This is a genomic window from Bacillus velezensis (genome assembly GCF_001461825.1).
In the GTDB taxonomy this organism is placed as follows: domain Bacteria; phylum Bacillota; class Bacilli; order Bacillales; family Bacillaceae; genus Bacillus; species Bacillus velezensis.
This window is the reverse complement of sequence record NZ_LLZC01000019.1, coordinates 568,389-591,809: the sequence shown is the minus strand read 5'-3', so window position 1 is coordinate 591,809 and position 23,421 is coordinate 568,389. Positions and strand designations below refer to the sequence as shown.

At 46.5% G+C, this 23,421-nt stretch carries 24 protein-coding genes and 1 pseudogene; 8 read left to right on the top strand and 17 right to left on the bottom strand.

Annotated elements, in window-relative coordinates; all coding sequences use genetic code 11:
- Positions 1 to 78: 78 nt before the first annotated feature.
- From AR442_RS13455 to lacG, 8 genes are all read right to left on the bottom strand, one after another.
- A complete protein-coding gene (locus tag AR442_RS13455; protein WP_007407329.1) occupies positions 79 to 552 on the bottom strand; it encodes a MarR family transcriptional regulator in 474 nt (157 codons plus the stop codon).
- A 266-nt stretch (positions 553 to 818) separates the two neighbouring features.
- The gene (locus AR442_RS13450) at positions 819 to 1,931 is read right to left on the bottom strand and encodes a glycoside hydrolase family 53 protein (protein ID WP_014417488.1); all 1,113 of its coding nucleotides are present in this window, start codon (positions 1,929 to 1,931) and stop codon (positions 819 to 821) included.
- Positions 1,932 to 1,982: 51 nt separating this feature from the next.
- Positions 1,983 to 3,482 (bottom strand): UDP-glucose--hexose-1-phosphate uridylyltransferase, encoded by a 1,500-nt coding sequence (gene galT, locus AR442_RS13445; RefSeq protein WP_014417489.1) that lies wholly within the window; start codon positions 3,480 to 3,482, stop codon positions 1,983 to 1,985.
- Position 3,483: 1 nt separating this feature from the next.
- Positions 3,484 to 4,476: a UDP-glucose 4-epimerase GalE gene (gene galE, locus AR442_RS13440; protein ID WP_014417490.1), complete on the bottom strand. Its 993-nt coding sequence runs from the start codon at positions 4,474 to 4,476 to the stop codon at positions 3,484 to 3,486.
- 2 nt (positions 4,477 to 4,478) lie between these two features.
- Positions 4,479 to 5,648 carry a galactokinase gene (locus AR442_RS13435; protein ID WP_014417491.1) on the bottom strand — a complete coding sequence of 390 codons (1,170 nt, stop codon included), beginning with the start codon at positions 5,646 to 5,648 and terminating at the stop codon, positions 4,479 to 4,481.
- A 15-nt stretch (positions 5,649 to 5,663) separates the two neighbouring features.
- Positions 5,664 to 7,361 carry a PTS lactose transporter subunit IIBC gene (locus AR442_RS13430; protein ID WP_014417492.1) on the bottom strand — a complete coding sequence of 566 codons (1,698 nt, stop codon included), beginning with the start codon at positions 7,359 to 7,361 and terminating at the stop codon, positions 5,664 to 5,666.
- An 11-nt stretch (positions 7,362 to 7,372) separates the two neighbouring features.
- Entirely contained in the window at positions 7,373 to 7,687 is a 315-nt protein-coding gene (locus AR442_RS13425; protein WP_007407323.1) for a PTS sugar transporter subunit IIA, read from the bottom strand.
- A gap of 63 nt (positions 7,688 to 7,750) precedes the next feature.
- Positions 7,751 to 9,151, bottom strand: coding sequence for a 6-phospho-beta-galactosidase (lacG, locus tag AR442_RS13420; protein ID WP_053285046.1), 1,401 nt, complete (start codon positions 9,149 to 9,151; stop codon positions 7,751 to 7,753).
- 252 nt (positions 9,152 to 9,403) lie between these two features.
- Here lacG and AR442_RS13415 point away from each other — a divergent pair, with 252 nt between their 5' ends.
- Positions 9,404 to 10,165, top strand: coding sequence for a DeoR/GlpR family DNA-binding transcription regulator (locus tag AR442_RS13415; RefSeq protein ID WP_053285045.1), 762 nt, complete (start codon positions 9,404 to 9,406; stop codon positions 10,163 to 10,165).
- A gap of 17 nt (positions 10,166 to 10,182) precedes the next feature.
- Positions 10,183 to 10,866: an HAD family hydrolase gene (locus tag AR442_RS13410; protein WP_053285044.1), complete on the top strand. Its 684-nt coding sequence runs from the start codon at positions 10,183 to 10,185 to the stop codon at positions 10,864 to 10,866.
- 195 nt (positions 10,867 to 11,061) lie between these two features.
- On the opposite strand, the gene AR442_RS13405 is transcribed toward AR442_RS13410, so the two are convergent.
- Together AR442_RS13405 and AR442_RS13400 are read right to left on the bottom strand one after the other, a co-directional pair.
- A complete protein-coding gene (locus AR442_RS13405; RefSeq protein WP_053285043.1) occupies positions 11,062 to 11,409 on the bottom strand; it encodes a DUF3147 family protein in 348 nt (115 codons plus the stop codon).
- On the bottom strand, positions 11,393 to 11,818 hold the full coding sequence (locus AR442_RS13400; protein ID WP_025649618.1) for a MarR family winged helix-turn-helix transcriptional regulator: 426 nt from the start codon (positions 11,816 to 11,818) through the stop codon (positions 11,393 to 11,395). The genes AR442_RS13405 and AR442_RS13400 overlap by 17 nt, the downstream gene beginning before the upstream one ends.
- A gap of 362 nt (positions 11,819 to 12,180) precedes the next feature.
- Between AR442_RS13400 and AR442_RS21105 the strand changes: the two are divergent.
- Positions 12,181 to 12,577 (top strand): annotated as a pseudogene (locus AR442_RS21105) (MgtC/SapB family protein); the annotation flags it as partial.
- 283 nt (positions 12,578 to 12,860) lie between these two features.
- On the opposite strand, the gene AR442_RS20060 reads toward AR442_RS21105, so the two are convergent.
- The 4 genes from AR442_RS20060 to AR442_RS13380 form a co-directional block, all read right to left on the bottom strand.
- Positions 12,861 to 13,043, bottom strand: a complete 183-nt coding sequence (locus tag AR442_RS20060) for a hypothetical protein (RefSeq protein WP_076983444.1) — start codon at positions 13,041 to 13,043, stop codon at positions 12,861 to 12,863.
- A 113-nt stretch (positions 13,044 to 13,156) separates the two neighbouring features.
- Positions 13,157 to 13,330, bottom strand: a complete 174-nt coding sequence (locus AR442_RS20055) for a YjfB family protein (RefSeq protein ID WP_012117340.1) — start codon at positions 13,328 to 13,330, stop codon at positions 13,157 to 13,159.
- A 43-nt stretch (positions 13,331 to 13,373) separates the two neighbouring features.
- A complete protein-coding gene (locus tag AR442_RS13385; protein WP_029973097.1) occupies positions 13,374 to 13,775 on the bottom strand; it encodes a ribosomal maturation YjgA family protein in 402 nt (133 codons plus the stop codon).
- A 97-nt stretch (positions 13,776 to 13,872) separates the two neighbouring features.
- Entirely contained in the window at positions 13,873 to 14,442 is a 570-nt protein-coding gene (locus AR442_RS13380; protein ID WP_029973096.1) for a YjgB family protein, read from the bottom strand.
- A 124-nt stretch (positions 14,443 to 14,566) separates the two neighbouring features.
- Here AR442_RS13380 and fdhF point away from each other — a divergent pair, with 124 nt between their 5' ends.
- The 4 genes from fdhF (at position 14,567) to AR442_RS13360 (ending at position 20,668) form a co-directional block, all read left to right on the top strand.
- Positions 14,567 to 17,524: a formate dehydrogenase subunit alpha gene (fdhF, locus tag AR442_RS13375; protein ID WP_021494049.1), complete on the top strand. Its 2,958-nt coding sequence runs from the start codon at positions 14,567 to 14,569 to the stop codon at positions 17,522 to 17,524.
- A complete protein-coding gene (locus AR442_RS13370) occupies positions 17,517 to 18,059 on the top strand; it encodes a helical membrane plugin domain-containing protein (protein WP_012117344.1) in 543 nt (180 codons plus the stop codon). The genes fdhF and AR442_RS13370 overlap by 8 nt, the downstream gene beginning before the upstream one ends.
- Positions 18,060 to 18,266: 207 nt before the next feature.
- Entirely contained in the window at positions 18,267 to 19,487 is a 1,221-nt protein-coding gene (locus AR442_RS13365) for a cytochrome P450 (RefSeq protein WP_021494048.1), read from the top strand.
- Positions 19,484 to 20,668: a macrolide family glycosyltransferase gene (locus AR442_RS13360; RefSeq protein WP_053285042.1), complete on the top strand. Its 1,185-nt coding sequence runs from the start codon at positions 19,484 to 19,486 to the stop codon at positions 20,666 to 20,668. Before AR442_RS13365 ends, AR442_RS13360 begins: the two co-directional genes overlap by 4 nt.
- A gap of 42 nt (positions 20,669 to 20,710) precedes the next feature.
- On the opposite strand, the gene AR442_RS13355 is transcribed toward AR442_RS13360, so the two are convergent.
- Positions 20,711 to 20,896 (bottom strand): DUF8096 family protein, encoded by a 186-nt coding sequence (locus AR442_RS13355; protein ID WP_003154919.1) that lies wholly within the window; start codon positions 20,894 to 20,896, stop codon positions 20,711 to 20,713.
- Between the two features lie 175 nt (positions 20,897 to 21,071).
- Here AR442_RS13355 and AR442_RS13350 point away from each other — a divergent pair, with 175 nt between their 5' ends.
- Positions 21,072 to 21,890: a uroporphyrinogen-III synthase gene (locus AR442_RS13350; RefSeq protein WP_021494045.1), complete on the top strand. Its 819-nt coding sequence runs from the start codon at positions 21,072 to 21,074 to the stop codon at positions 21,888 to 21,890.
- A gap of 25 nt (positions 21,891 to 21,915) precedes the next feature.
- On the opposite strand, the gene AR442_RS13345 is transcribed toward AR442_RS13350, so the two are convergent.
- Positions 21,916 to 22,677, bottom strand: a complete 762-nt coding sequence (locus AR442_RS13345; RefSeq protein ID WP_053285041.1) for an ABC transporter permease — start codon at positions 22,675 to 22,677, stop codon at positions 21,916 to 21,918.
- Position 22,678: 1 nt separating this feature from the next.
- A complete protein-coding gene (locus tag AR442_RS13340) occupies positions 22,679 to 23,416 on the bottom strand; it encodes an ABC transporter ATP-binding protein (protein WP_053285040.1) in 738 nt (245 codons plus the stop codon).
- Positions 23,417 to 23,421: the final 5 nt, after the last annotated feature.

The following is a 23,421-nucleotide window of genomic DNA, read 5'->3' as shown; positions in this document are numbered from 1 at the left end:
TTCTTTGTCAACAATAAGAGGGATATAAAAAGGCAGCCCGTTTTCATGGAGCAGGGCTGCCTATGGTTTTATTCATATTTATTCCGATTTCATGTCTGCACCAAGTTTCTTTATTTCTGAATCCAAATGCCTGCTGTATGTTTCCACGAAGTTCAGCATCGTGTCAAATTGTTCATCGGTTACTTGTTCAAACACGATTTTGTCGCGTTCTTGAAACTCTTTGTGCAATTCCTCGTGAATTTTATAAATGACTTTTCCTTGCTCAGTAAGCCTGAAATAGATTTCTTTCTTGTTAAGCGGCTTCTGATAGCTTTCGATAAGGCCTTTATTGATAAGCTTCTTCGTTAATTTACTTATGGCGCCTCTTGTCATATAAAGAGACTCCGCAAGTTTTGTCACATTGGCGTCTTCAATTTTTTCGATGAATTCGATGCAATGCACTTCAGAAGGTTTATGCCCCTTAAGGCTTTCTTCCATCTTCAGCCTATTCAGCCACACCATCTTGTTAAAAAAGTCCCTGAAATCCGTGAGGAGCTGTTCTTTTTTGTCCATGGCCCGTCCTCCTGCTCGGTGGTGCTTACACAATATTATAAAATTTTTGTTTCTTTTTCAACAATCGTAAAGTTATTATTTAGGAACTGAGAGATAGTGCGCAGAAATAAGAAGGAGGGGGAACAGAAGAAGTATTCTATTTAAAAAGCGGCTTTTCGGGTATCTTTCTTTCCGTATTCGTTACTTTCTCTGTTTCATAACAGGCTAACTCTACAGCCTTATAAAAAAGCAGGCTGCGCAATGAGCCTGCTTGAGATTCGCATCAATCATTTTCCTGTTGCGGCGTCATAAAAAGCGTCAATTGCGGTTGTGTATTTCAAGACGTTTTTAGACACTTTGGCGGTTGCGCCTAATGGATACGCGTCTGACAGAACGCTGGAGTGAGCCTCGGGCTCCCAGTAAAATACGCCGGTTCCTTTACCGTTCGGAACCGCTTTCACCAGTTTTATGGTGTCTTTTATGGTCCAGTAGGAATCTTTCGGATTATTTTCATCTCCGCCCAGTTCAACCACCATAACTTCCTTGTTGTAGCGTGAGGCGATGTCATTTAAATTAGAGGATAATTGGCCGGTGAGCTCCCAGTACGGCTTACCCTCCCAATAGGGATAGAACGAAACGCCGATGATGTCGGTTTTTCCTCCGTTTTTAAAGAATTGATCAAACCACCATCTGAATAGGCTGTTGTCCGTGCCGTGTGCCAAATGGCTGATGACCTTGGTGGCCGGGCTGACGGATTTCACGGCGTCATAGCCTTTGTTCAGTAAGGCGGTCAATTTGCTGAAATCGTTCGTGCTGCCGTCGGGCAGTAAAATTCCTGAATTCATTTCATTCCCTACTTGCACCCAATCAGGGGAGATGCCGTGATTTTTAAGTTCTTTCATGACATCGTACGTATGGTTATACACGGCTGCCTGCAGCTGGCTGCTTGAATAGCCGGTCCATTGGTTCGGCTTGGTCTGGTGGCCGGGATCAGCGAACACATCACTGTAATGGAAGTCAACCATTACCTTCATTCCTAACGCTTTTGCCCTTTTGGCCGCCGCAAGTACGCCCGCTTTGTCACTATAGCCGAGCATGGTCCATGTTGTGCCGTCTTTCAGCCAATAATAGCTGCTTGGCGGATTCACAAACACTCTCAGTCTCACGGCATTTATTCCGTGATCTTTAAGAATCTGCAAGGCATCTTTCTGTTTTCCGCCGTCATCCAGCCAGCGCACACCTTCGTCCTCCATTTGTTTCAGCCATCCTATATCAGCGCCATAGGCAAACGGGGCATCCGCTTTTGCTTTAGGAGACTTCTCAAAGAATGTAAAAGCAGTGAAAATGAGAGAAAGACAGATTGCGTTTACAAATACACGTTTCAATCGGTTTTTGAACATCACAATACCTCCTGATAAAAAAGATTGTTGATTGATTTCACTCTGAATGTTTCAGCTGCCATTCTCCAATAACGTCGTGAAACGCTGAAACGCCTGAATTCCTTCGGGTGTCATTTTAAAAACGCCTGAATCGGTCAGCGCGCGTAAAAATACATTCGCGGTTTCTTTTTGTAAAACAGCGGCTGCATTTTCCGGTGTCACGTCTTCATCCGCTTTGATGTTTTCAGCCCACGGAAGATGAATGTCTTTGATGTCATGAGGTTCATTCAGTAAATACTTTTTCACTTCTGCCAGCTCATCTTTCAGGCGGGGAGGTAAAACGGCGAGCCCCATCACTTCAATCAGACCGATATTTTCTTTTTTGATGTGATGGACATCTTGATGCGGGTGAAAAATGCCATCCGGATAATCTTCGGAGGTGCGGTTGTTTCTGAGAGCGAGATCGATTTCGAAATCCGTTCCCCTGCGTCTGGCAATTGGGGTGACGGTATTATGGGGTTCATTTGTCTTTGCGATGATGCTGACGGTTTCGTCTGAATATTCCCGCCACTTTTCAAAAACATACGCAGCGGCATCTGTCAGCAAATTCGGATCTTTTGCGCGAAGGCGGATCACTGATACCGGCCACTTCACGGCTTCGGCCTGAACGTCTGGAAAATGACGCATATGAAAAGGGTAGAGGGAACCCGCTTTTGCCATCGGAAACTCATGGGCGCCGCCTTGATAATGATCGTGTGAAAGAATGGAACCTCCTACGATCGGCAGGTCAGCGTTTGATCCCGCGAAATAATGCGGGAAAATTTCCGTAATGGCCAGAAGCCTTCTGAAGCTGTCACGGCTGATGTTCATCGGCTTGTGCACGCTTGAAAGAAAGATAGCATGCTCGCTGTAATACGCATAAGGAGAGTATTGAAACCCCCACTGTTCTCCCGCTAAGTCAAGCCTGATGATGCGGTGGTTTGAACGGGCGGGGTGATGCGGTGTTCCGGTATACCCCTCGTTTTCCATACAGAGCAGGCATGTCGGATACCGGTTTTCCGGGCTGTTTTTTATCGCGGCGATGTCTTTAGGGTCTTTTTCGGGCTTTGATAAATTAATGGTGATGTCCAATTCTCCAAAAGGTGTTGGTGAGCTGTACACGATATTTTTTCGAATGGCCTGCGTCTTAATATAGTCGTTGTTTTGACTCAATCTATAAAAATAATCTGTTGCTTTTTTCGGGCAATCTGATAACAATTTGCTGAATGCGGCATTGATCAGAGAAGGGGCCGGTGTGATCACGTCCATGATTCTGCTTTCCAGCATGTCTCTTTCAGCCGGCGTATCGTTAATGATTGACCGTTTTACCGCGTCTTTCACCATTTCGTCCAAATAGTGAAGCCTGTTTTGTTTCTTGATATGTTTCGGTTCTGCATAATTCGTCAGTCCGAGCAGATCGAGAAGTCTGTTTCTTGTATAAATCACATCTGTTTCATTTATGTCGCCTAAGACAGTGCTTTCTTTCAGAAACCCTGCGACTGATTCAAAAACGTCAATGACCGCCGCCTCCATTTCATTTGTCCTTGTATCCGTTTGGATGATGCCGATGCCAATTCCATGCTGACGCAATGATTTCCGATATGTTCGTTTGTTTCGGATTCCAGCCCAGAATGTTCCGCGCTTTATCGCTGGAAGCGATGAGGGTGCTTGGATCACCGGGTCTTCTTGCGGCCGCTCTTACTTTTATGTCTCTTTTGGTCACTTGCCGGGCCGCTTCCGCCATTTCTGATACGGAAAACCCGGTGCTTGATCCTAAATTGAAAATGCCGCTGTCTCCGCCGTTTTGCAAATATTCCAGAGCGAGAATATGAGCATCGATTAAATCGGAAACATGGACATAATCGCGGATGCACGTGCCGTCTTTTGTATCATAGTCAGTGCCGAATATCAAAACCTCCTCGCGCTGACCGAGCGCGGTTTGTAAAAGGATAGGGATAAGATGGGTTTCCGGATGATGATCTTCTCCGATGGAACCGTCCGTTTTCGCGCCGGCAACGTTAAAATACCGAAGCGAGACATATTTTATGCCGCAGGCGGTTTCACACCACTTCAGCATTTTTTCTGCCATGAGTTTTGATTCGCCGTATGCGCTTTCCGGCTTTTCCGGCATGTCTTCTGTGATGGGCACTTTTTCAGGTTCGCCGTATACAGCGGCGGATGAAGAAAACACAATGTGTTTCACCCCGAATTCCTGCATGACCTCCAGCGTAATTTGTGTACCGTACACATTATTATTGAAATATGAAAGAGGGTCTTTCATTGATTCGCCCACAAGGGATTGAGCGGCAAAATGGAGAACGCCTGTTACGTTCTCCTTCGCAAACACAGAGCGAAGAAACGGTTTGTCACGGATATCTCCATAGTAAAAAACTGCTTTTTCATGGACAGCTTTCCGGTGGCCTGTCTGCAGATGATCCACAGCTATCGTTTTCAATCCTTTGTTTAATAATTGATCAACCGCATGAGAACCGATATAGCCGGCGCCGCCGAGAACGAGAATCGCCATGATTAGTTTTCCCTCCATTCAGCCGCGCCATCGCTTATATCTGCGATGTAAAAAGAAGCTTCAAGACCTGTCCTGCTGCGGTAGTGAGATGAAACGGCCCGTATAAAGCCGGCGGTTTCTTCACTTTCTACAATGGCTATGGCGCAGCCGCCGAACCCCGCGCCCGTCATCCGCGCTCCGAGTGCTCCTTCTTTCCAGGCTGCTTCAGCGAGCGCGTCTAATTCGTCACCGGTCACTTCATAATCATCGCGTAACGAACGGTGGGACGCATTCATCAGCTCGCCGAACGTTTTCAAATCATTCGATTTGAGAGCTTCCGCGGCTGAGAGGGTTCGCTCGTTTTCATTGACCGCGTGCCGGGCTCTTTTACGCAACGTTTCACAGGAGAGAAGGGATTCGAGTTCGTTGAATTCTTCTGCCGTCAATTCCGCAAGTGATGCGATATTCCGATATTGCCGCAGTTCCGAGAGAGCCTCGTCACATTCGCTGCGGCGTTCATTATATTTTGAAGCCGCCAGCTCCCGGCGCTTGTTCGTATTCATAATGACGATTTTATATCCGTTAAAAGCAGCCGGAATCATTTCGTGCTCAAGCTTATCGCAGTTTAACAGAATAGCCATGTTCTTTTTGCCTTTTTGCACTGCGAATTGATCCATAATGCCTGAATTCACGCCGATAAATTCATTTTCGACTCTTTTTCCGATAAGCGCCAGTTCAGTATCGGAAACATCCAGACTGAATAACTTCCTTAAAATGGAACTGGTTAACATTTCAATAGAAGCGGAGGAGCTTAAACCGGCTCCGTTTGGAATCGTACCGTGAAAAAGAATATCCATTCCGCTGTCTATTTGGCCGCCGGCTTTAAGAAGGTAATGGATCATCCCCTTCGGATAATTGGCCCAGCCGTCTTCTTTTTTGTATGCTGTGGCGGAAAGATCAAGGCAGACAATGCCGCTGTCAGGAAAGTTTTCTGAGTATAACCGGATCTGATGATCTTCGCGTTTTGCGCATACGGCATAAGTTCCGATCGTGATCGCGCATGGAAGAACGTGGCCGCCTATATAATCCGTATGTTCCCCGATCAGGTTGATCCGGCCGGGTGCGAAAAACAGTTCTCCGTTACTTCTCTTGAAAACGTCTTCGAATCTTAATTTCAAAAGTTTGGCATCCATGATAAACCCCCGATTCTATTTTGAGGTATGCTCCAGTATGAACTGAATGGCTTTTTGTGAATTTCTGGTGAGGCTGATATATTCCGCTCCTTTCGTTGCGATGAGTTTCACTTGCAGGCGATCCGCATCTTCTTTAATGTCATCGTAATAAGAGCCGACTTGCGGAGCCAAAATGATCATATCGAAGTCTTTCATGATGTCGTAATGGGAACCGTAGGCGCCTGCTGAGGCGGTAATCGGCACGTTATATTCTTCGGCTCCTTCTGTCAGTGCGTTCGCAAGCATGGCGCTCGTTCCCGCTCCGGCGCACAGCACTAACACATTGGTGCTGTGTTCCAAGGCGGATGAGGATTCCTGAAGATTTGTGCTGATGACGGAGGCCGCGTCTTCGGAGGCGCCGGCCATGGCGGGCTGTAATGTTTGCGGCGCGCTTTCAGGTTCGGTGTGTTGGGCTTCTTTCGCCGCTAATACTTTGTCATAAGCTTTGCAGAATGGCAGGTATATCAGGAAATCGACGATGATTAATACAGCCGTCAGTACAAAAGCCGAGAGCCCCATGCCGGTTCCGAGAATCAAGCCGGCGGGCGCCGGGGTGGCCCACGGAAGAACATACATAAAACTGTTCATTCCGATGACATCCACAAAAAATTTAAACAGACAGACATTCACCATCGGCGTTACAACAAACGGAATGAAAAAATAAGGATTTAAAATGATCGGCGCAGCAAAGAGAAGAGGTTCGTTTACTGCGAAAGACACCGGAACCGCGGATGCTTTTCCGACTGCTTTCAATTGCTTGGATTTCGCGAAAAGAAGAAAGATAAACGGAACAACAAGGGTTGCGCCGGTCCCTCCCATTGTGCCGACGAAGTTCCCGAGTCCGACGGTCAGCACGTTGGACGCTTGCTCGCCGGCATTATGAAGCTGAAGATTCGCCTCCACATTTGCGTAAATAATAGCTGCGATGGCAGGTTCCACAATAGAAGGCCCGTGAACGCCGACAAACCAGAACAGCGCCATCATTCCCCAAATGATACAAATCCCAAGATAACCGTCTGCGGCGGTAAAAAACGGCGATAAGAGAGAGGAGAGAGCCTCTGCAAACGATACATTCAGCGTATTCCTGATCAATAAATCAACGATCACCATAGCCAAAACGGAAAAAGCGAACGGAAAAACATCTTTAAATGTTTGTGAAATGGTACCCGGTACTTCTTTAGGCATTTTAATCGTAATATTTTTCAGCACGCAGAATCTGTAAACGTTCACTGTTATGAAAGCGGATACAAAAGCGGCTAAAAGACCTTTTGTGCCGAGGTATTCCGTGGAGAATCCGCCATCGATTTGAGTGACGCTTAAAATGAGAAACCCGACGACTGAAGCAAGCATCGCTGAAACGGGGTTGATCCCTTTGTTTTTAGGCATTTTTCGGTTCATTGATTCACTCAGGCATTTCGCACTTGTTGCCGCAACGATCAGACCGAGGGCGCCCATTGAATAGTTATAAACTTTCCAAAGCCATTCAGAAACACTTTTAGGCCAAGTGAAACCCAACACTTCCGGCACAGCGGCGGTGAGGATGAAAATGCTGGCGAATAAAATAACAGGCATGGCAGTTAAGAAGCCGTCGCGGATCGCGCCTAAATAAATGTTTCTTGAGATTTTTTCAAAAAACGGTTTTCCCTTTTCGATTTGCTTGATGATACCGTTCATTTTTCCACTCCTTATCGGCGGCTTCGGTAGAGTTCTATAAAATCCTGAATAAGATCACGGAGCAAAAGGGTTGTCATCAAGTGGTCCTGACCGTGAACGAAAATAAACCCTAATTCCATGTCCTTGCCGTCAGCTTCTTCAGCTAACATTTTCGTTTGCGCATTGTGGGCGAGGGTTAAATTTTCATCGGCGCTTTTCAATGCTGCTTCCGTGTTTTCGAAGTTTCCGGCACGGACTTCTTTCAGGACTTTCAATAAAGTGCTTCTGGCGTCGCCGGCATAGGCGACGATTTCAAAACCGAGCATCTGCAATTCTTCCTTTGTCATGAAAAAAACCTCCTAAAGACGGCACACATGATGAAAAGAGACTCTTTTCACCATGTATGATCGTTAAATGATTGTTTTTGTTTCACTTACAAGTTTGTACCAGTAGGCCGATTCTTTCGGATACCGTTTTTGGGTGTCAAAGTCGACGTAAAAAAGACCGTAACGTTTGTTGTAGCCGTTGGTCCATGAAAATAAATCCATTAAGGACCATAAGAAGTACCCCTTTACGTTGACCCCGTCGGTAATCGCTTTACTGACGGCTTCTAAATAGACTTTTAAATAGTCGATTCTTGCCTTATCCATAATGATGCCGTCTTCAAACTCATCTTTATAGCCCATGCCGTTTTCGGTAATGTAAATTTTGTTATATTGCGGATAGTCCCGTTTGATGCGCATCAGCATGTCATACATGCCTTCAGGATAAATGAGCCAGTCCCAATCGGTCCGCTTCAGGCCTTCTTTGTAAATTCTTTCGCCGATTCCTTTTACTTTATAGACCGAAGTGCCCTTATCGCCCGTTCCGTTATGGTGAATAACGGTTTCTCCGTCGTACGCTTTGACGAAATGGCATTGATAATGATTGATGCCGAGATAATCATTGCGCGTTGAAGCTTTTTTCATCACGTCAAAGTCACTGTCTGAAAACTCGTAGGAAGCGCCGTTTGCCTCACAGATTTCATCCAGAGCCCGCATGGTTTCCTCAGAATAATAGCCGAGGTAGGTGGCGTCGAGGAGGAATCTCACTGATAACGCGTCATCCAGAAAACAGGCGTGGCGGTCATCTTCTGAGTCGCTGGCGGGATATTTTGTTTCTAATGAGTGAACGACACCGATTTCTCCCGGATAGCCGCCGTCTTTAAAAAGATTGACGGTCATCGCATGCGCTACCATCATGTGATGGAGGCATTGAATGACTTTTGTGATATCACCTTTAATAGATGGCGGGAAAACCCCGAGTAAATACTGGTTGGTGGCTGTGGGATAAATTTCGTTAAACGTGCTCCAATATCTGATTTCGCTGAATTCTTTAAAGCAAAACTCCGCATAGCTGACAAACGCTTCTATTGCAGCGCGGTTGAGGAAATCTCCCTGATCAAATAATCCTTTCGGTGTATCGAAATGATGCAGCGTGACAAAAGGGGTGACGTTGCGTTTATGGCACTCTGAGAAAATACGATGATAGTAATCAACACCTTCCTGATTGATTTTGCCCGTGCCGTCAGGGAAAATTCTCGTCCAGGCTATAGAAAGGCGGATGCCGTTTATTCCGAATTTTTCACATAGTTTAATATCTTCCGGAAACTGACGGTAAAAATCACTTGCCGGATCAGGGCTGAATCTTCCCTGTTTTTCAAGAAATTCATCCCAGGCTACAGGTCCTTTGCCGCCTTCTTTTGTGGCGCCTTCCGCTTGATATGCCGCAGTCGCCCCGCCGAAAATAAAGTCATGAGGTAATTTGAGCATTACTGAATCCTCCTTCGCCAATGTGTGAATTGGAGTTTGTTAATGTTCGTAATTGTTATCTTTTGTTTAATAGTAAACGCATACATTTTTGTTGTCAATAGCTTCGTAAAGAAATAACATCTGTTTTAATAGGGGTTTTATAAGTTTTTCGTTGTTTTATATGCTGATTATATTGTTTGTTAGTGTTTGTTTTTGTTGACCAGATTGCCGCAGTGTGTTAGATTGTGTGTAAAGTTGAGGGGATGATTGAACATGTTAAAAAAAGAGCGTCTTTTAAAAATCGTCGATATCGTAAACTCGCGGGGGTTTATTACGGTGAGTGATATTATCGATGAACTGGATGTTTCTGATATGACAGTGAGAAGAGATCTGGACGAGCTGGATAAGGCCGGAAAAATCGTACGTATTCACGGAGGCGCACAGAGCATATCTTATTCCATTGATCACGAATTATCGCATAATGAAAAACTGGGTGTTCAAATGGATGAGAAGGAGAAAATCGCGGAACTCGCAGCTTCATATGTAAATGACGGCGATACCGTTTTTTTAGGGCCCGGCACGACGATTGAACTTTTAGCCAAACACCTGCTGCATAAGCGAATCAGGATTATCACAAACAACTATCCCGTATTTGATATTTTAAAACATGGTGACACTGCGGATACCATCCTGATTGGCGGCGATTTCCGAAAAAATACCGGTGCCTTCGTCGGGCCCATCGTGAACGGCAATCTGCAGAAATTCAATTTTACGAAAGCTTTCATCAGCGCAAACGGCATACATAATGATGAGATTTCTTCTTACAGCATTGAAGAAGGGGAAGCCCATCAAATCGCGCTGAATAATTCGCGGACGAAATTTTTACTGGCGGATAATAAAAAATTCAACCGGGAAGATTTTTACGTGTTCTATAACTTACATGATATGGATTATCTGATTACGGATGATAAAGTGATGAAAGATGTTCAAATTCATTACGAGCAATATGTAGATGTCAAAATCGCAAAAAAATAAAAAAGGCGGGCGGTTCGATGAAAGGGGTTATTTTTGATTTCAACGGCACGATGTTTCAAGATTCGCATCTGCACGAAAAAGCATGGTTTTTCATGGTGAAAAAATACGCGCCGAAAACCATTTCTGATGAAGACATTTTCGTTAACATTCATGGGAGAACAAACAGTGAAATCCTGACGTGTTTTATTTCCGGCGATTTAACAAATGAAGAAATCGAGAAGCTGTCTTTTGAAAAAGAAGCCTACTACAGAGAATTATGCCTTGAAAACAAAGATGAGTTAAAGCTGACGAAGGGACTGACCGGCGTATTGAACCATCTGAAAAAATCAGAAACGCCAATGACCATTGCCACGGCTACGGTAAAGGAAAATGTCGAGTTTTACTTTGACGTCTTTCAGTTGGATCGGTGGTTTGATTTTGACAAAGTCACGTTTGATGACGGGAGCTTCCCCGGAAAACCGGCGCCGGATATTTTTCTCATCGCATCGGAAAAGTTAGGCCTCAGACCTGAAGAATGCTTAGTCATTGAAGATGCCTTTTCGGGGCTCACAGCGGCGAAAAAAGCAGGTGCAGGCAAGATTATGGCCATTGACCCGCTCGGAAAAAACCGCGCGCTATTTGAAGAAAAGCAGCTGGCGGATGACGGGATACTGACAGATTTCACCTCGTTTTTTGAGGTGATTGCCGGACATTCTGTTTGAGAGATCAGCCGGTTTTTTATGCCGATATGGCTGTACAGGCTGCGGACTCCGTTCGCAACACGGGATGTTTTTGTGTTCGGCGGTGTCTGCTTCTCGTGAAGAAAGGGGGTTCGCTTTTTAATCGGAGTCACTTTTAAGACAGGGGTATCCCTGTTTTTTTAAATTCCTCGTATTTACAAACAAGCGCTAAGATGCTTATTGCTGACTGTTTATATGTTTTACGATAAAATCCTGAGCATACAAGAAAACCAGCCATCCTGTAAGTCCAAGCCCTGATGCGGCAATGAAAGACAGTGAATGGCGAAGGGCGATGCCGATAATGACCAGCATAATGACTGTGGAGGGGATGCCGTAAGCCACGCTGAATGCAAAATGACTTAATGTCTCCTTCGTTTCGCCTTGGATGTACAGCCAAACCATGCTCAGCATACTGACAATTGGTAATGCCGCTATAATACCTCCATAACTCGGGCTTCTTCTTGATATTTCAGTGATAATCCCAATAATAGCAGCGGAGACAATGATTTTAACGATCGTAAACATCTTCAGCACGCTCCTTCATCAAACTGAATGCTTTTAAGACAAGTGTTCGTTCTTCATGATTCATGCTGTCAAAAAGAAGCTGTTTAAGCTTTTCTTCATCAAGACCGGAATGCCGGTAAAGGACATCCGCCCCCAAACTGGTAAGTTTTAAAATGACTTTCCGCTCATCCTCAACACTTCTGGTTTTATAAACGTACTTTTTCTGCAGTAACCGCTTTATATGTTCCGAAGCGGTATTATGTGATACTTGAATCGCTTCGGCAATGTCTTTTATTCCGACTGCCTTCTCTTTTTGAATGACTTGCAGAATCCGTACACCTTGGTGAGTGATTTTTTCATGGTGCTGATAACGGAGCCGGTAGTAAATATCTGTCCAGAGGTCATTTAATCGCATGATTTCGTTTGACATCATCATCCACCTTACATCGTTTATTAAGATTATATCTTATATTACGATATATCTTTGCGGATTGAAAGCAATTTTTGAGCATGAGGGAGCGGCATTCGTTCTGTTTTTAGAAGATTGGAAGAGACAAGCGGCCGCGGCTTCAACGAATAAACTTGTTGAATATACTCTCAATAAGTTATTTTCCTTATTTTAGAAAACGTCAGCTTGATACCTTCCGCATATAAATAAGAGCACTGACAATATGATAAAGAACCAAAGTATATATTCAAATGCAGTTTTTTTCAGCTGGGCAGTCCTGGGCTGATTGAAAAAGATACGGGGGATAAAAAGCGGGTAAGAAGATAAGGAAAGGAGAGAGACGGATGGAACTTGATTTTGTGATTCGTCTGGCGGTTGCGGGTCTGCTTGGGGCTCTTATTGGATTAGAGAGAGAATTCAGGGCGAAGGAAGCCGGTTTGAGGACGCATTTTTTAGTGGCCGTCGGCAGCGCCTTGATGATGATCGTTTCTAAATACGGCTTTTTTGATTTGTTATCCAACAGCCATACGTCCTTTGATCCGAGCCGGGTGGCGGCGCAGGTCGTCAGCGGCGTCGGATTTTTAGGAGCCGGCACGATTATTTTGCAGCGGCATGTCGTGCGGGGGCTTACGACGGCCGCGGGGATTTGGGCTACGTCGGGGATCGGGCTGACGATCGGGGCGGGTATGTATGTCATCGGCATCAGCGGCACGATTTTGGCGTTAATCGGGCTTGAACTGTTAAATTTTCTGTTTAAACCGGCGGCGCATTCTTTGTCTGTCAGTTTCAGGATTGAGGAGAAAGCCGTCATGCATGATATTTTAACTTCTCTTGAGGAAAAAGGAATTCTTATTACGTCCTATGAATTGAATAAGGCGGTGCTTGAAGTGAAGGGAAGGGTGAAAAGCAAAAGCGGGAAAGCGGCGGTAATGGAAAAAGTTCAAGCTCTCCCGTATATTCTGTCGGTCAAAGTTGAATAGCAGACAGGAGAAGCCTCCTGTCTGCAGTCATTTCTTTTCAAACATTAATACCAAGGATAGTACGGGATATACGGCCGCGGATAGTATGGATACGGTCTGGGGAAATAATAAGGCGGCCGCGGATAGTATGGATATGGTCTGGGGAAATAATAAGGCGGCCGCGGATAATGATATGGCACCCGTTCGTGGCTCTCGGCTGTGTATTCATGATAGAAAGGATCGTACAAGAGGAAAACCTCCTTTTCAAATGTTGGTTCCGTTTACCTTATTCCTGTATGCCCGGTATGGTGTACGTACAACGGGCAAAAAAAAGACGCCGGTTCTCATCCGGCATCTTTTTTTACACTTTCACATCAATTGAATGTCCGGCAGTCGGGTGCTGGGACGGCAGCATTTTCACTGTTTCTTCCGCCGCAGCCTGTGCATGCTGCATGACCGTTTTTGTTAAAGCGATATTTACATTCTGCGCCAGAGATGCCTGGTGCATAGCGATTGATAACGCAGGGATATCCATAGCTTCCACCTCCTTATCCCTTCATATCGGCGGCGTGCTCCGATTATGAAGGGGACTGGCGGTTTCTTTTTACGGCCCATTCTAAAAGTGCGGCAGCGCATACCCCGAGAGTATAGGCAAAAATGTCACTCCAGACAAATTGCCAGCCGAGGATCAGCCCGCCGAGCGTGCTGCTTCTGATTGCGTCAATCCAAGGCGCGTGATACAGCTGGCTGCATTCAATCAGACAGCAAAACGAGAGGCTCAAAAATGCGGCTGTTTCCGTCCGGATGTGCCGAAAGAAAAGCCCGAATCCTGTAAAAATCATTGCCGCCCACAAGGCATCTCCTAAATAAGCGTTTATGATGCCGGGCAATAGGGCGGTGATGTATGCGGTTCTGGACAGCAAACCGAGGGCGATGATAAAAACGGTACATATTCCGTATGTCAATGGATGTCTATTCACTTCACACTGTTCCCCTTTTTTTGTACTCCCATGTATTGTAAGGAACGACGGAGAAGCTGTCTATGAAAAAAACGGCCCGGGAGGCCGCTTTTTTGCGTTATCTGGCTTTTAGGTTGACGTGGTCTGCTTTTTGGTCACTGCCGATGACGAAGCGGAGCTCATACTGCCCCGTATGGTAGACGTAATCTGTTTCGCCCGTTTTTGGCACTGTCAGGATTTTGTCAGCGCTGCCGATTTGTTTGCTTAAGACGTCAGGTGTGACGCTTCCGAGGTTTAAGCGCCGCTCGACCCCTGTTCCGAAATAGCGTATTTCCGAGATTTTTTCGTTTTTATGATAGGAAAATCCATAACCGGGGTTTCCCATGTTCCAGCTGTATAAATCAAATGGATTGCGGCTGTCTGCTTTTTGTTCCGGCTCGCCGATTTTATCGTAAACGTCCTGTCTTGTGCTTTGGTTGATTTTCAGGCCTTCCACATGTTGCGGCATTTCCCCTTTAAACGCCGATTGGTAAAGGCTGTTCACCAGTTCTTGTGCACGTTGGTTTTCCGTTTTTGAAGCGGCTGCGGCATGGACGGGCTGTGTATCTGAAAATGCTTCTGCGCCGAATGCGCATCCCGTGAGCATCACTGCCGATAATCCCGTGGCGAGTGTTTTTTTCTTCAACATATGTGAACGCCTCCTTTTTACCGCTCATACCCGTATGTTTCCTGAGATAAACGAGATGTTTTAGTAAAAGGCCTGCTGGGAATCATAGAGGATGTATAGAGGGGGACAGAAAGGGGAAAAGAAAATGGCTGATACAAAGAAAGTTACAATCAATGGGGTTGAAATGGAAGCGCCGGACGGCCAAACCGTTTTGCAGCTTTTGAACAATAGTTCAATTGACGTGCCGCACGTGTGTTATCACCCGAGTCTCGGGCCGATTGAAACGTGCGATACCTGTATCGTCAATGTTAACGGGGAACTGGTGCGTTCGTGTTCCGCGCAAATAAAGGACGGAGATGTCATCGATACGCTTTCGTCCGATGTGAAAAAAGCGCAGATTATCGGCATGGACAACATTTTGCACAACCATGAATTGTACTGCACGGTCTGTGATTACAACAATGGGAGCTGCGAAGTACATAATACCGTAAAGGAAATGAAAATCAATCATCAAAGCATTCCGTTCGATCAAAAACCGTATCCTAAAGATGAATCAAATCCGTTTTACCGATATGATCCCGACCAGTGCATTTTGTGCGGACGCTGCGTCGAAGCCTGTCAGGACGTACAGGTAACCGAAACGTTAAGCATTGATTGGGAGCGGAAACGCCCGCGGGTCATTTGGGATCAGGATGTGCCGATCAATGAATCATCATGTGTTTCCTGCGGACATTGCTCGACGGTATGTCCGTGCAATGCCATGATGGAAAAAGGCATGGAAGGCGAAGCGGGGTATTTAACAGGCATTAACCAAGAGACGCTTCGGCCGATGATTGACATCACAAAAGGGGTCGAAACCGGGTACGGATCGATTTTGGCCATATCGGACATGGAATCGGCCATGCGGGATGAAAGAATCAAAAAAACGAAAACCGTATGCACTTACTGCGGTGTCGGCTGCAGTTTTGATATATGGACGAAAGGAAGAGACATTTTAAAGGTTGAGCCTCAGGCCGAGGCGCCCGCAAATGGCATTTCGACGTGTGTGAAAGGGAAATTCGGCTGGGATTTCGTCAATAGTGAAAAGCGCCTTACCAAACCGCTTATCCGGGAAGGAGACTCGTTTCGGGAGGCGGAATGGGATGAAGCGCTGCAGCTGATCGCTGATAAATTTACCGATATAAAAGAACATTTCGGCCCGGATGCACTTGCCTTTATCACATCTTCCAAATGCACGAATGAAGAATCATACGTGATGCAGAAGCTTGCAAGAGCTGTCATTGGCACAAATAATGTCGACAACTGCTCACGCTACTGCCAGTCTCCCGCCACGGCCGGATTGTTCAGAACGGTCGGATACGGCGGTGATTCAGGATCGATTACAGATATAGAAAAAGCTGAGCTCGTGCTGATTATCGGTTCAAATACGTCTGAGTCTCACCCCGTCCTGTCCACACGCATTAAACGTTCTCATAAGCTGCACGGACAGAAGCTCGTCGTCGCTGACTTGCGAAAACATGAAATGGCCGAGCGCTCCGATGTGTTTTTCCAGCCGCGTGCCGGATCAGATATTGTCTGGCTGAATGCCGTATCGAAATATCTGCTTGATCACGATTTGGCGGATACTGCATTTCTGAATGAGAGAGTGAACGGATTAGATGAATTCGTGAAAAGTCTTGAACCTTATACAATGGAATATGCGGAAAAACATACCGGTGTGGACAAGGATACCCTAATCAAAGTGGCCCGGATGATTCATGAAGCCGGCAGCGTGTGCGCACTGTGGGCGATGGGGGTCACCCAGCATATCGGAGGAAGCGATACGAGCACGGCCATTTCCAACATGCTTCTCGTGACCGGAAATTACGGCAAGCCCGGCGCAGGCTCATATCCGCTTCGTGGCCATAATAACGTGCAGGGAGCCAGTGATTTCGGCAGTATGCCTGACAGCTTCCCCGGCTATGAAAAAGTAACGGATGAAAAAGCCCGCAAAAAGTATGAACAGGGCTGGGGAACAGACCTGCCGAAAGAAATCGGAATGACAAATCATGAAATGATCGAAGGCATCCACTCAGGAAAACTGAAGTCCATGTACTTAAAAGGAGAAGAAATGGGGCTTGTCGACTCCAATATTAACCATGTTCATGCCGCATTTGAAAAGCTTGATTTCTTCGTTGTGCAGGATATCTTTCTTTCGCGTACGGCCGAGTTCGCCGATGTCGTGCTTCCGGCAAGCCCGAGCCTTGAAAAAGAAGGGACGTTTACGAATACGGAACGGAGGGTGCAGCGCCTTTACGAAGTGTTTGAACCGCTGGGCGATTCAAAGCCTGATTGGCAGATCATTACGGACATCGCCAACCGTCTGGGCGCTGATTGGCACTATGAACATCCGGCAGACATTATGGAAGAAGCGGCAATGCTTTCGCCGCTCTATGCAGGCGTCACTTACGAACGTCTCGAAGGCTACAATTCACTGCAATGGCCGGTTGCAGCGGACGGAACCGATTCACCGCTTTTATTTACGGATAAGTTCCCGTTTTCAGACGGCAAAGCGATTTTATATCCCGTTCAGTGGACCGAGCCGAAAGAATTTGGTGAAGAATATGATATCCATGTGAATAACGGGCGGCTGCTCGAGCATTTTCACGAAGGAAATCTGACTTACCGATCAAAAGGAATATCCGAAAAAACACCGAGTGTGTTCCTTGAGGTCTCGCCCGAACTCGCCGAAGAAAGAGGGCTGGAAGACGGAACGCTTGTCCGTCTGACATCACCGTACGGAAATGTGAAAGTCAAATGCGTCATCACAGACAGGGTAAAAGGCAAACAAGTCTATCTTCCGATGAACGATTCAAAAGACGCCGCCATTAACCTTTTGACAAGCAGCTATGCGGATAAGGATACCGATACACCGGCTTATAAAGAAACATCAGCGAAGATGGAGATTTTGAAAAAAGAAGGCGTTAATCCGCTTCCGAAAATCAATTTCCGTTATGGAAACCCGCAGCCGCAGATCGGTGTCCGGGTTGAGCGGAAATGGGCGCGTAAAGATTATGTATTTCCGGGAGACGCCGTAAAAAGGGGGAAACAGCAAAATGGCTAAAGCAATCAGCGGCATCCGAAAACAGACCGTCACAGAAGAAGACAAACGAAAAAAGGACTTAGAAGAGATCGAGACGGCTCTTTTACGAAATAAAGACGCGATTTTGGAATCTCTGCACATTCTTCAGCACATGAACGAGCGCGGCGTTTTGGCGCTTCTGCGCGGGCTCTTCGGCCAGGGAGACAAAGTGATGGATATCCTGGTGAAGAAGGCGAATACTCCGGAAACGGCCAATATGCTGAAAAATCTCCTGCTGTTAAGCGGCGTTCTCGGCATGCTCGATGTAAAACAGCTTGAGCCGTTTATCGTTAAAATCAATGCGGGCGTCACAAAGGCCGTCGAGGAAAAAGACAGCGGCAGGAAGACGGGGTATTTTGATATCGTCCGCGCTTTAAAAGACCCGGAAATCAACAAGGCCGTCACTCTGCTGTTTTCTTTCCTGAAAGGCATGGGCGCTGATACGGACGATATGGAAAGAAATACGCAGCCTCCTGAAGACCAAAAGCAGCACCAGAAACCGCAGACGAATGAGTGAACATATCTCCCGAGCCTGGCCGAAGGCTCGGGTTTTTTGTGCGCTTCTGCTGTTTTCTTGGGAGAAATTTCACCTCCGGATTTATGACTTTTGTTGTGTTATGTTAATAGTTCAGGTTATGAATAGAAAAAAATTGAAAATATGTGCTAGGATAAAATTCAAGGTACGTCAACTATTCAAATATGAAACAATCAGGAGTGATGAAACATGAGTAAGCTGAGGAGCACGAGACAAGCCATCCAAAGAACCCTGATGAAAGGAAAAAACGGCCTGGACGTATACAACCCTTTTCCTTGGTACGAAAAAATGAGACGGGAAAGCCCTATACACTTTGATGAAGAAACGAAGGTTTGGAGTGTGTTTTTATACGATGATGTCAAAAAAGTCATCAGTGATAAAGAGACGTTCTCAAGCCTCATGACTGATGTGAAAAGCTCGATTGCAAAGTCCATGCTGAATATGGACCCGCCGAAGCATACCCAAATCAGATCTGCCGTCAATCGCGCTTTCACTCCCCGCGTCTTGAAGGAATGGGAGCCGAGAATTAAAGACATTACCGATCATCTCCTGAAACAGGCAAAGAACAAAGGGCGGATTGATATCGTTAAAGATCTCTCTTACCCTTTGCCGGTCATAGTGATTTCAGAATTATTAGGCGTTCCGTCCGAACGTATGGATCAGTTTAAAAAATGGTCGGACATTCTCGTCAGCATGCCGAAAGATGCGAGTCCTGAAGCGGCGGAGAAAAATCAGCAGGAACGTGACCAATGTGAGGCGGAGCTGGCGGCGTTTTTTGCGGAAATAATAGAAAGTAAACGAAAAAAGCCCGGCCAAGACATTATTTCTATTTTGATAAAAGAGGAAGAAGAGGGAGAGAAGCTCACGGCAGAAGATCTGATCCCGTTTTGCAACCTGCTTTTAGTGGCGGGAAATGAAACAACGACTAATCTCATTTCAAATGCGGTTTACAGCATATTAGAAACGCCCGGCCTTTATGAAGAGCTGAGACAGGACCCTTCTCTCATCGCGCAAACGGTGGAAGAAACGCTGCGTTTTCGCGCTCCCGCTCCGTTTGTCAGAAGGACGGTCCGGCACGACACTGAACTGCGCGGACGCCGCTTGAAAAGCGGGGAGATCGTTCTCTGCTACGTTGCATCTGCCAACCGTGATGAAAACAAATTTGAGAAGGCGGGCGTATTTGATATTCATCGCCAATCGAATCCGCACCTTTCCTTCGGATTCGGCGTACACTTCTGCTTAGGCGCTCCGCTTGCCAGACTTGAAGCGGAAGCCGCGCTGAAAGGAATTGTAAAAACCTTTTCACACCTTGAGCCCGTCGGGATTGAGCCGATCCGAAACAGTGTCATGTACGGGCTGGAGTCTTTAGAAGCGGAGATAAACGAAAATGAGGGAGAAGAAAAAAGATGAGAAAAACACACATCGCCATAATTAATGTGGCCGCTCACGGTCATGTCAATCCCACGCTGCCTGTAGCCGAGGAACTTGTCAATCGCGGGTATAAAGTGACATTCGCTGTGACTGAGGAATTTGAAGCTTCCGTTGCCAAAACGGGCGCCATTCCCGTTTTATACCGCACAAGCATAAAGGCGGACCCGGAGACGATAAAAGAACGGGTAAATAAAAATGACGCGTTTGTGATGTTTCTGGAAGAAGCGGTTGAAGTGCTTCCGCAGTTGGAAGAGCTGTACAAAGACGACCTTCCTGACATCGTCCTGTTTGATTTTTTAGCTCTTGCCGGAAAATTGTTTGCGGATAATGGCGGCATCCCGGCCGTAAAGTTCTGCCCGAGCTATGCAATGAATGAGTATTTTCAATTAGGAAGAGACGAAGAAACACTGGAAGCCGCCAAACAGGCGATAGAAGAATATCAGGAGCAGATTGAAAATGAACAATTGAAACGGATGACAATGGAAGAATTTTTTATGCCTGAAAAACTGAATATTGTCTTTATGCCAAGGGCCTTTCAGCCGAAACAGGAAACCTTTGATGAACGATTCTGTTTTGTGGGTCCGTCTCTTGGAGAACGCACAAATACGGGAAGTCTGGAAATTGATGCAGCCGATGACCGTCCGCTTATGCTCATCTCACTGGGAACGGCGTTTAACGCCTGGCCTGAATTTTACCGGATGTGTATTGACGCGTTTCGGGACTCGGACTGGCGGGTTATTATGTCAGTCGGCACAACAATTGATCCGGAAAGTTTTTCGGATGTCCCCGATCACTTTATCATCCGCCAGCACGTTCCTCAGCTTGATGTGCTGGAGAAAGCAAAGCTGTTCGTATCTCACGGCGGGATGAACAGTACAATGGAAGCGATGAATGCGGGTGTCCCGCTCGTTGTCGTTCCGCAAATGCACGAACAAGAGGTCACCGCAAAGCGTGTGGATGAATTGGGGCTTGGCGTGCATCTGCCGCCGAAAGAAGTCACTGTGGCCCGTTTGCAAAAAGACGTTCAGAACGTATACGGCGATAAGAACATCCTCAGCCGCGTGAAAAGCATGCAGCAGAAAATAGAAGAAACCGGCGGCCCCAAACAGGCTGTTTGCGCCATTGAAGAATTTTTGAAAACGGCGGCCGTCGAAAATTGATTGAGAAACAGGCAGCGCACCGGAAGACGGCTGCCTGTTTTGTTATATGTTTTTCTTCATGCCGCATCTCCGGCATTCCCTCAAAAATTTTCCGCCCTTCACTGAACTTTTAAACAGCGTGTAGTCGCAATTGTCACATCGGCCGCTGTGAACATCAGGATATTCATTGAACTCATAAATGACCGAAGTATCGTATCCTTTTGTCTCGAACTCTTTTTTTGTTTCCATGATTGAAAGTCCCTCCGCGAATCAAATCGTTCTGCCCGGTTAATGATACAGCAACTGCACGGGGGATTCAACGGGAGCATAGCTTGATTTTCCCGGCTGATTGCGTAACAATAATAGAAATAAATGACGGCCTGCCATAGGGCGCCCGGCATCTGAAGGGAAGAAGAAAACAGCGATGGGAAAAGGATTGAACGGGAAACGGATTGCCATCGGCGGTTCGCGGAAAACAGAAGAGATCACAAAATTAATAGAAAAGCAGGGCGGAACGGCAGTCGTCCGTTCCCTCCAAGGAACCGTATACCTGGCGGAGGATCAAATTGAACCCGACGTAAGAACATTTGCCGGGCAAAAAGCCGATTGGGTGATATTCACCACAGGCATCGGTACGGAAACGTTATTGTCGGTATCAGAAAAAATCGGTCTGAAAGAAGAATTTTTAGCGGCCGTTCATGAAGCGAAAATCGGCTGCAGAGGCTATAAAACATATGCGGCCTTAAAAAAGCTCGGCATCACGCCGCATGCCTCAGATGAAGACGGTACAACAAGAGGGCTGATCCGCTCCTTGGAACGATTTGACTTTAAAGATAAAAAAGTCATGATACAGCTTCATGGCGAAAAAGCGCCGGTCTTAACGGAGTTCCTTGAGAAAAACGGAGCGGAGGTATTCCCTGTTCTGCCGTATCAGCATATTCCGCCTGAAAGGGAGACGGTCGATAAACTGCTGGGAGAGCTGTTAAACGGAGAGGTCGATGCCGTATGTTTTACGACAGCCATTCAAGTGCGCTCTCTCTTTGATTATGCAAAAGAAAAAGGGTTCACAAAAGAATTGCAGCAGGCATTCGAAAAACATGTGCTTGCCGCCGCAGTCGGCAAAGTGACGGCTGAAGCGATCCGGGATGAAGGGGTAAAGAGGGTCCTTGCTCCGGACATTGAGCGGATGGGAGCGATGATTATTGAATTATCCCGTTACTATGAATCTCTGACCTTGTCATAAACCATCATTCAGCAGGGAAAAAAGCCTACGCTTCCCTGCTGAATTTTTTTAATTGCCAGTGTTCCGTGAAAAGGGAAGGATATGTCAAGGCGCTGAGTATGATACATGTAAGAAGAGCGGAGGCCATCGTTGTAAAAACGATCAGCAGCTGAAAGCGCACCGCCTGTATCGGATCAGCCCCCGCTAAAATCTGCCCCGTCATCATGCCGGGAAGCTGAACGAGACCCAATGTTTTCTGGCTTTCAAGCGTCGGGATCATACTGAGCTTCATACTGGACGTCAATATCTGCCGGACGGCCTGCTTAGGCGTCCCTCCGAGAGAGAGAATCAGCTGGATTTCTTCTTTCCGCAGGTCTGCTTCCGAACTGAGCCGGCTTAAAAACAGGCTTGAGAGCACCATGGAGTTTCCGATGACCATACCGCTTATCGGAATGACATATCTTGAAGTGAACGGAATGATATGCAGGGTCAGTAAAAGTCCCTGCGTCACGGTTTCCGCGATCGCCAGTGTCAGAAAAACGCGCCAAAATGAGCCGATCCGTATTTTTTTCCGTTTGGCGACATTGTGCGAAGCGGCCGTGAGCATGAGAAGCACCATTAATATGATAAACACCGGGTGATCACCGCGAAAAATCAGCGACAGCACATAGCCGATGATGAGAAGCTGAATGACGGCCCTGACGGTTGCGACGATCATATCCTTTTCGACGCCGGCTTTAAAAGATTTAGACAGGAATAAAGCGATAATGACAAATATACTTGTTAGTAACAGAGAAAGATCATTCATATCAGCACCCGCTCCCTTGTAAAAGCGCCCGGGCCTTTTCGTGTTTCGGTTCTTTAAAGAACGTTTTCGTTTCCGCGGTCTCTAAAAGCCGTCCCTCAGCCATAAACCATACTGTATCGGATAATCGTTCCGCTTGTTCAAGGTTATGGGTGATCCACAGGATCGTCAGCTGTTTTTGCCGATGGAGTTTCGTAATCAGTTTCTCAATGGTGAGAACGGATGACGGGTCCAGCGCCGATGTGATTTCATCCAGCAGCAGGATGGACGGCAGTCCGGCGAGAGTTCGCGCTAATGAGAGCTTCTGCCGCTGACCTCCGGATAATTCTTTTGCATTTCGATCCAGAAGCCCGCGCGGAAGATCTGTAAAATCTGCGAGCTCTTCAGGCGTATAGTGCTGCGCCCCGTGGAGTTTTTCTGCGAGCAGAAGGTTGTCCCGCACCGTGCCGTCCATGACGGGAGCTGATTGAAATGCAAGGCCCGCGGTTTTTCTGAGCTCTCTGATGTCCCAGTGTCTTATTTCTTTTCCGAATACAAGCACTTCCCCTTCATCAGGTGTATTCATCAGATTGCAAAGTGACAGCAATGTGCTTTTTCCCGCGCCGGAAGGCCCTATCAACGCCGTGATAGAACCTTTTTGAATATGTCCGGTTACACGGCTTAGGACATCAAAGGACGTATTGTTTTGTTCAAAGCGTTTGCCGGCTGACAGAAAAGATATTGCCGGAGTTTCTTCTTTCATACAGG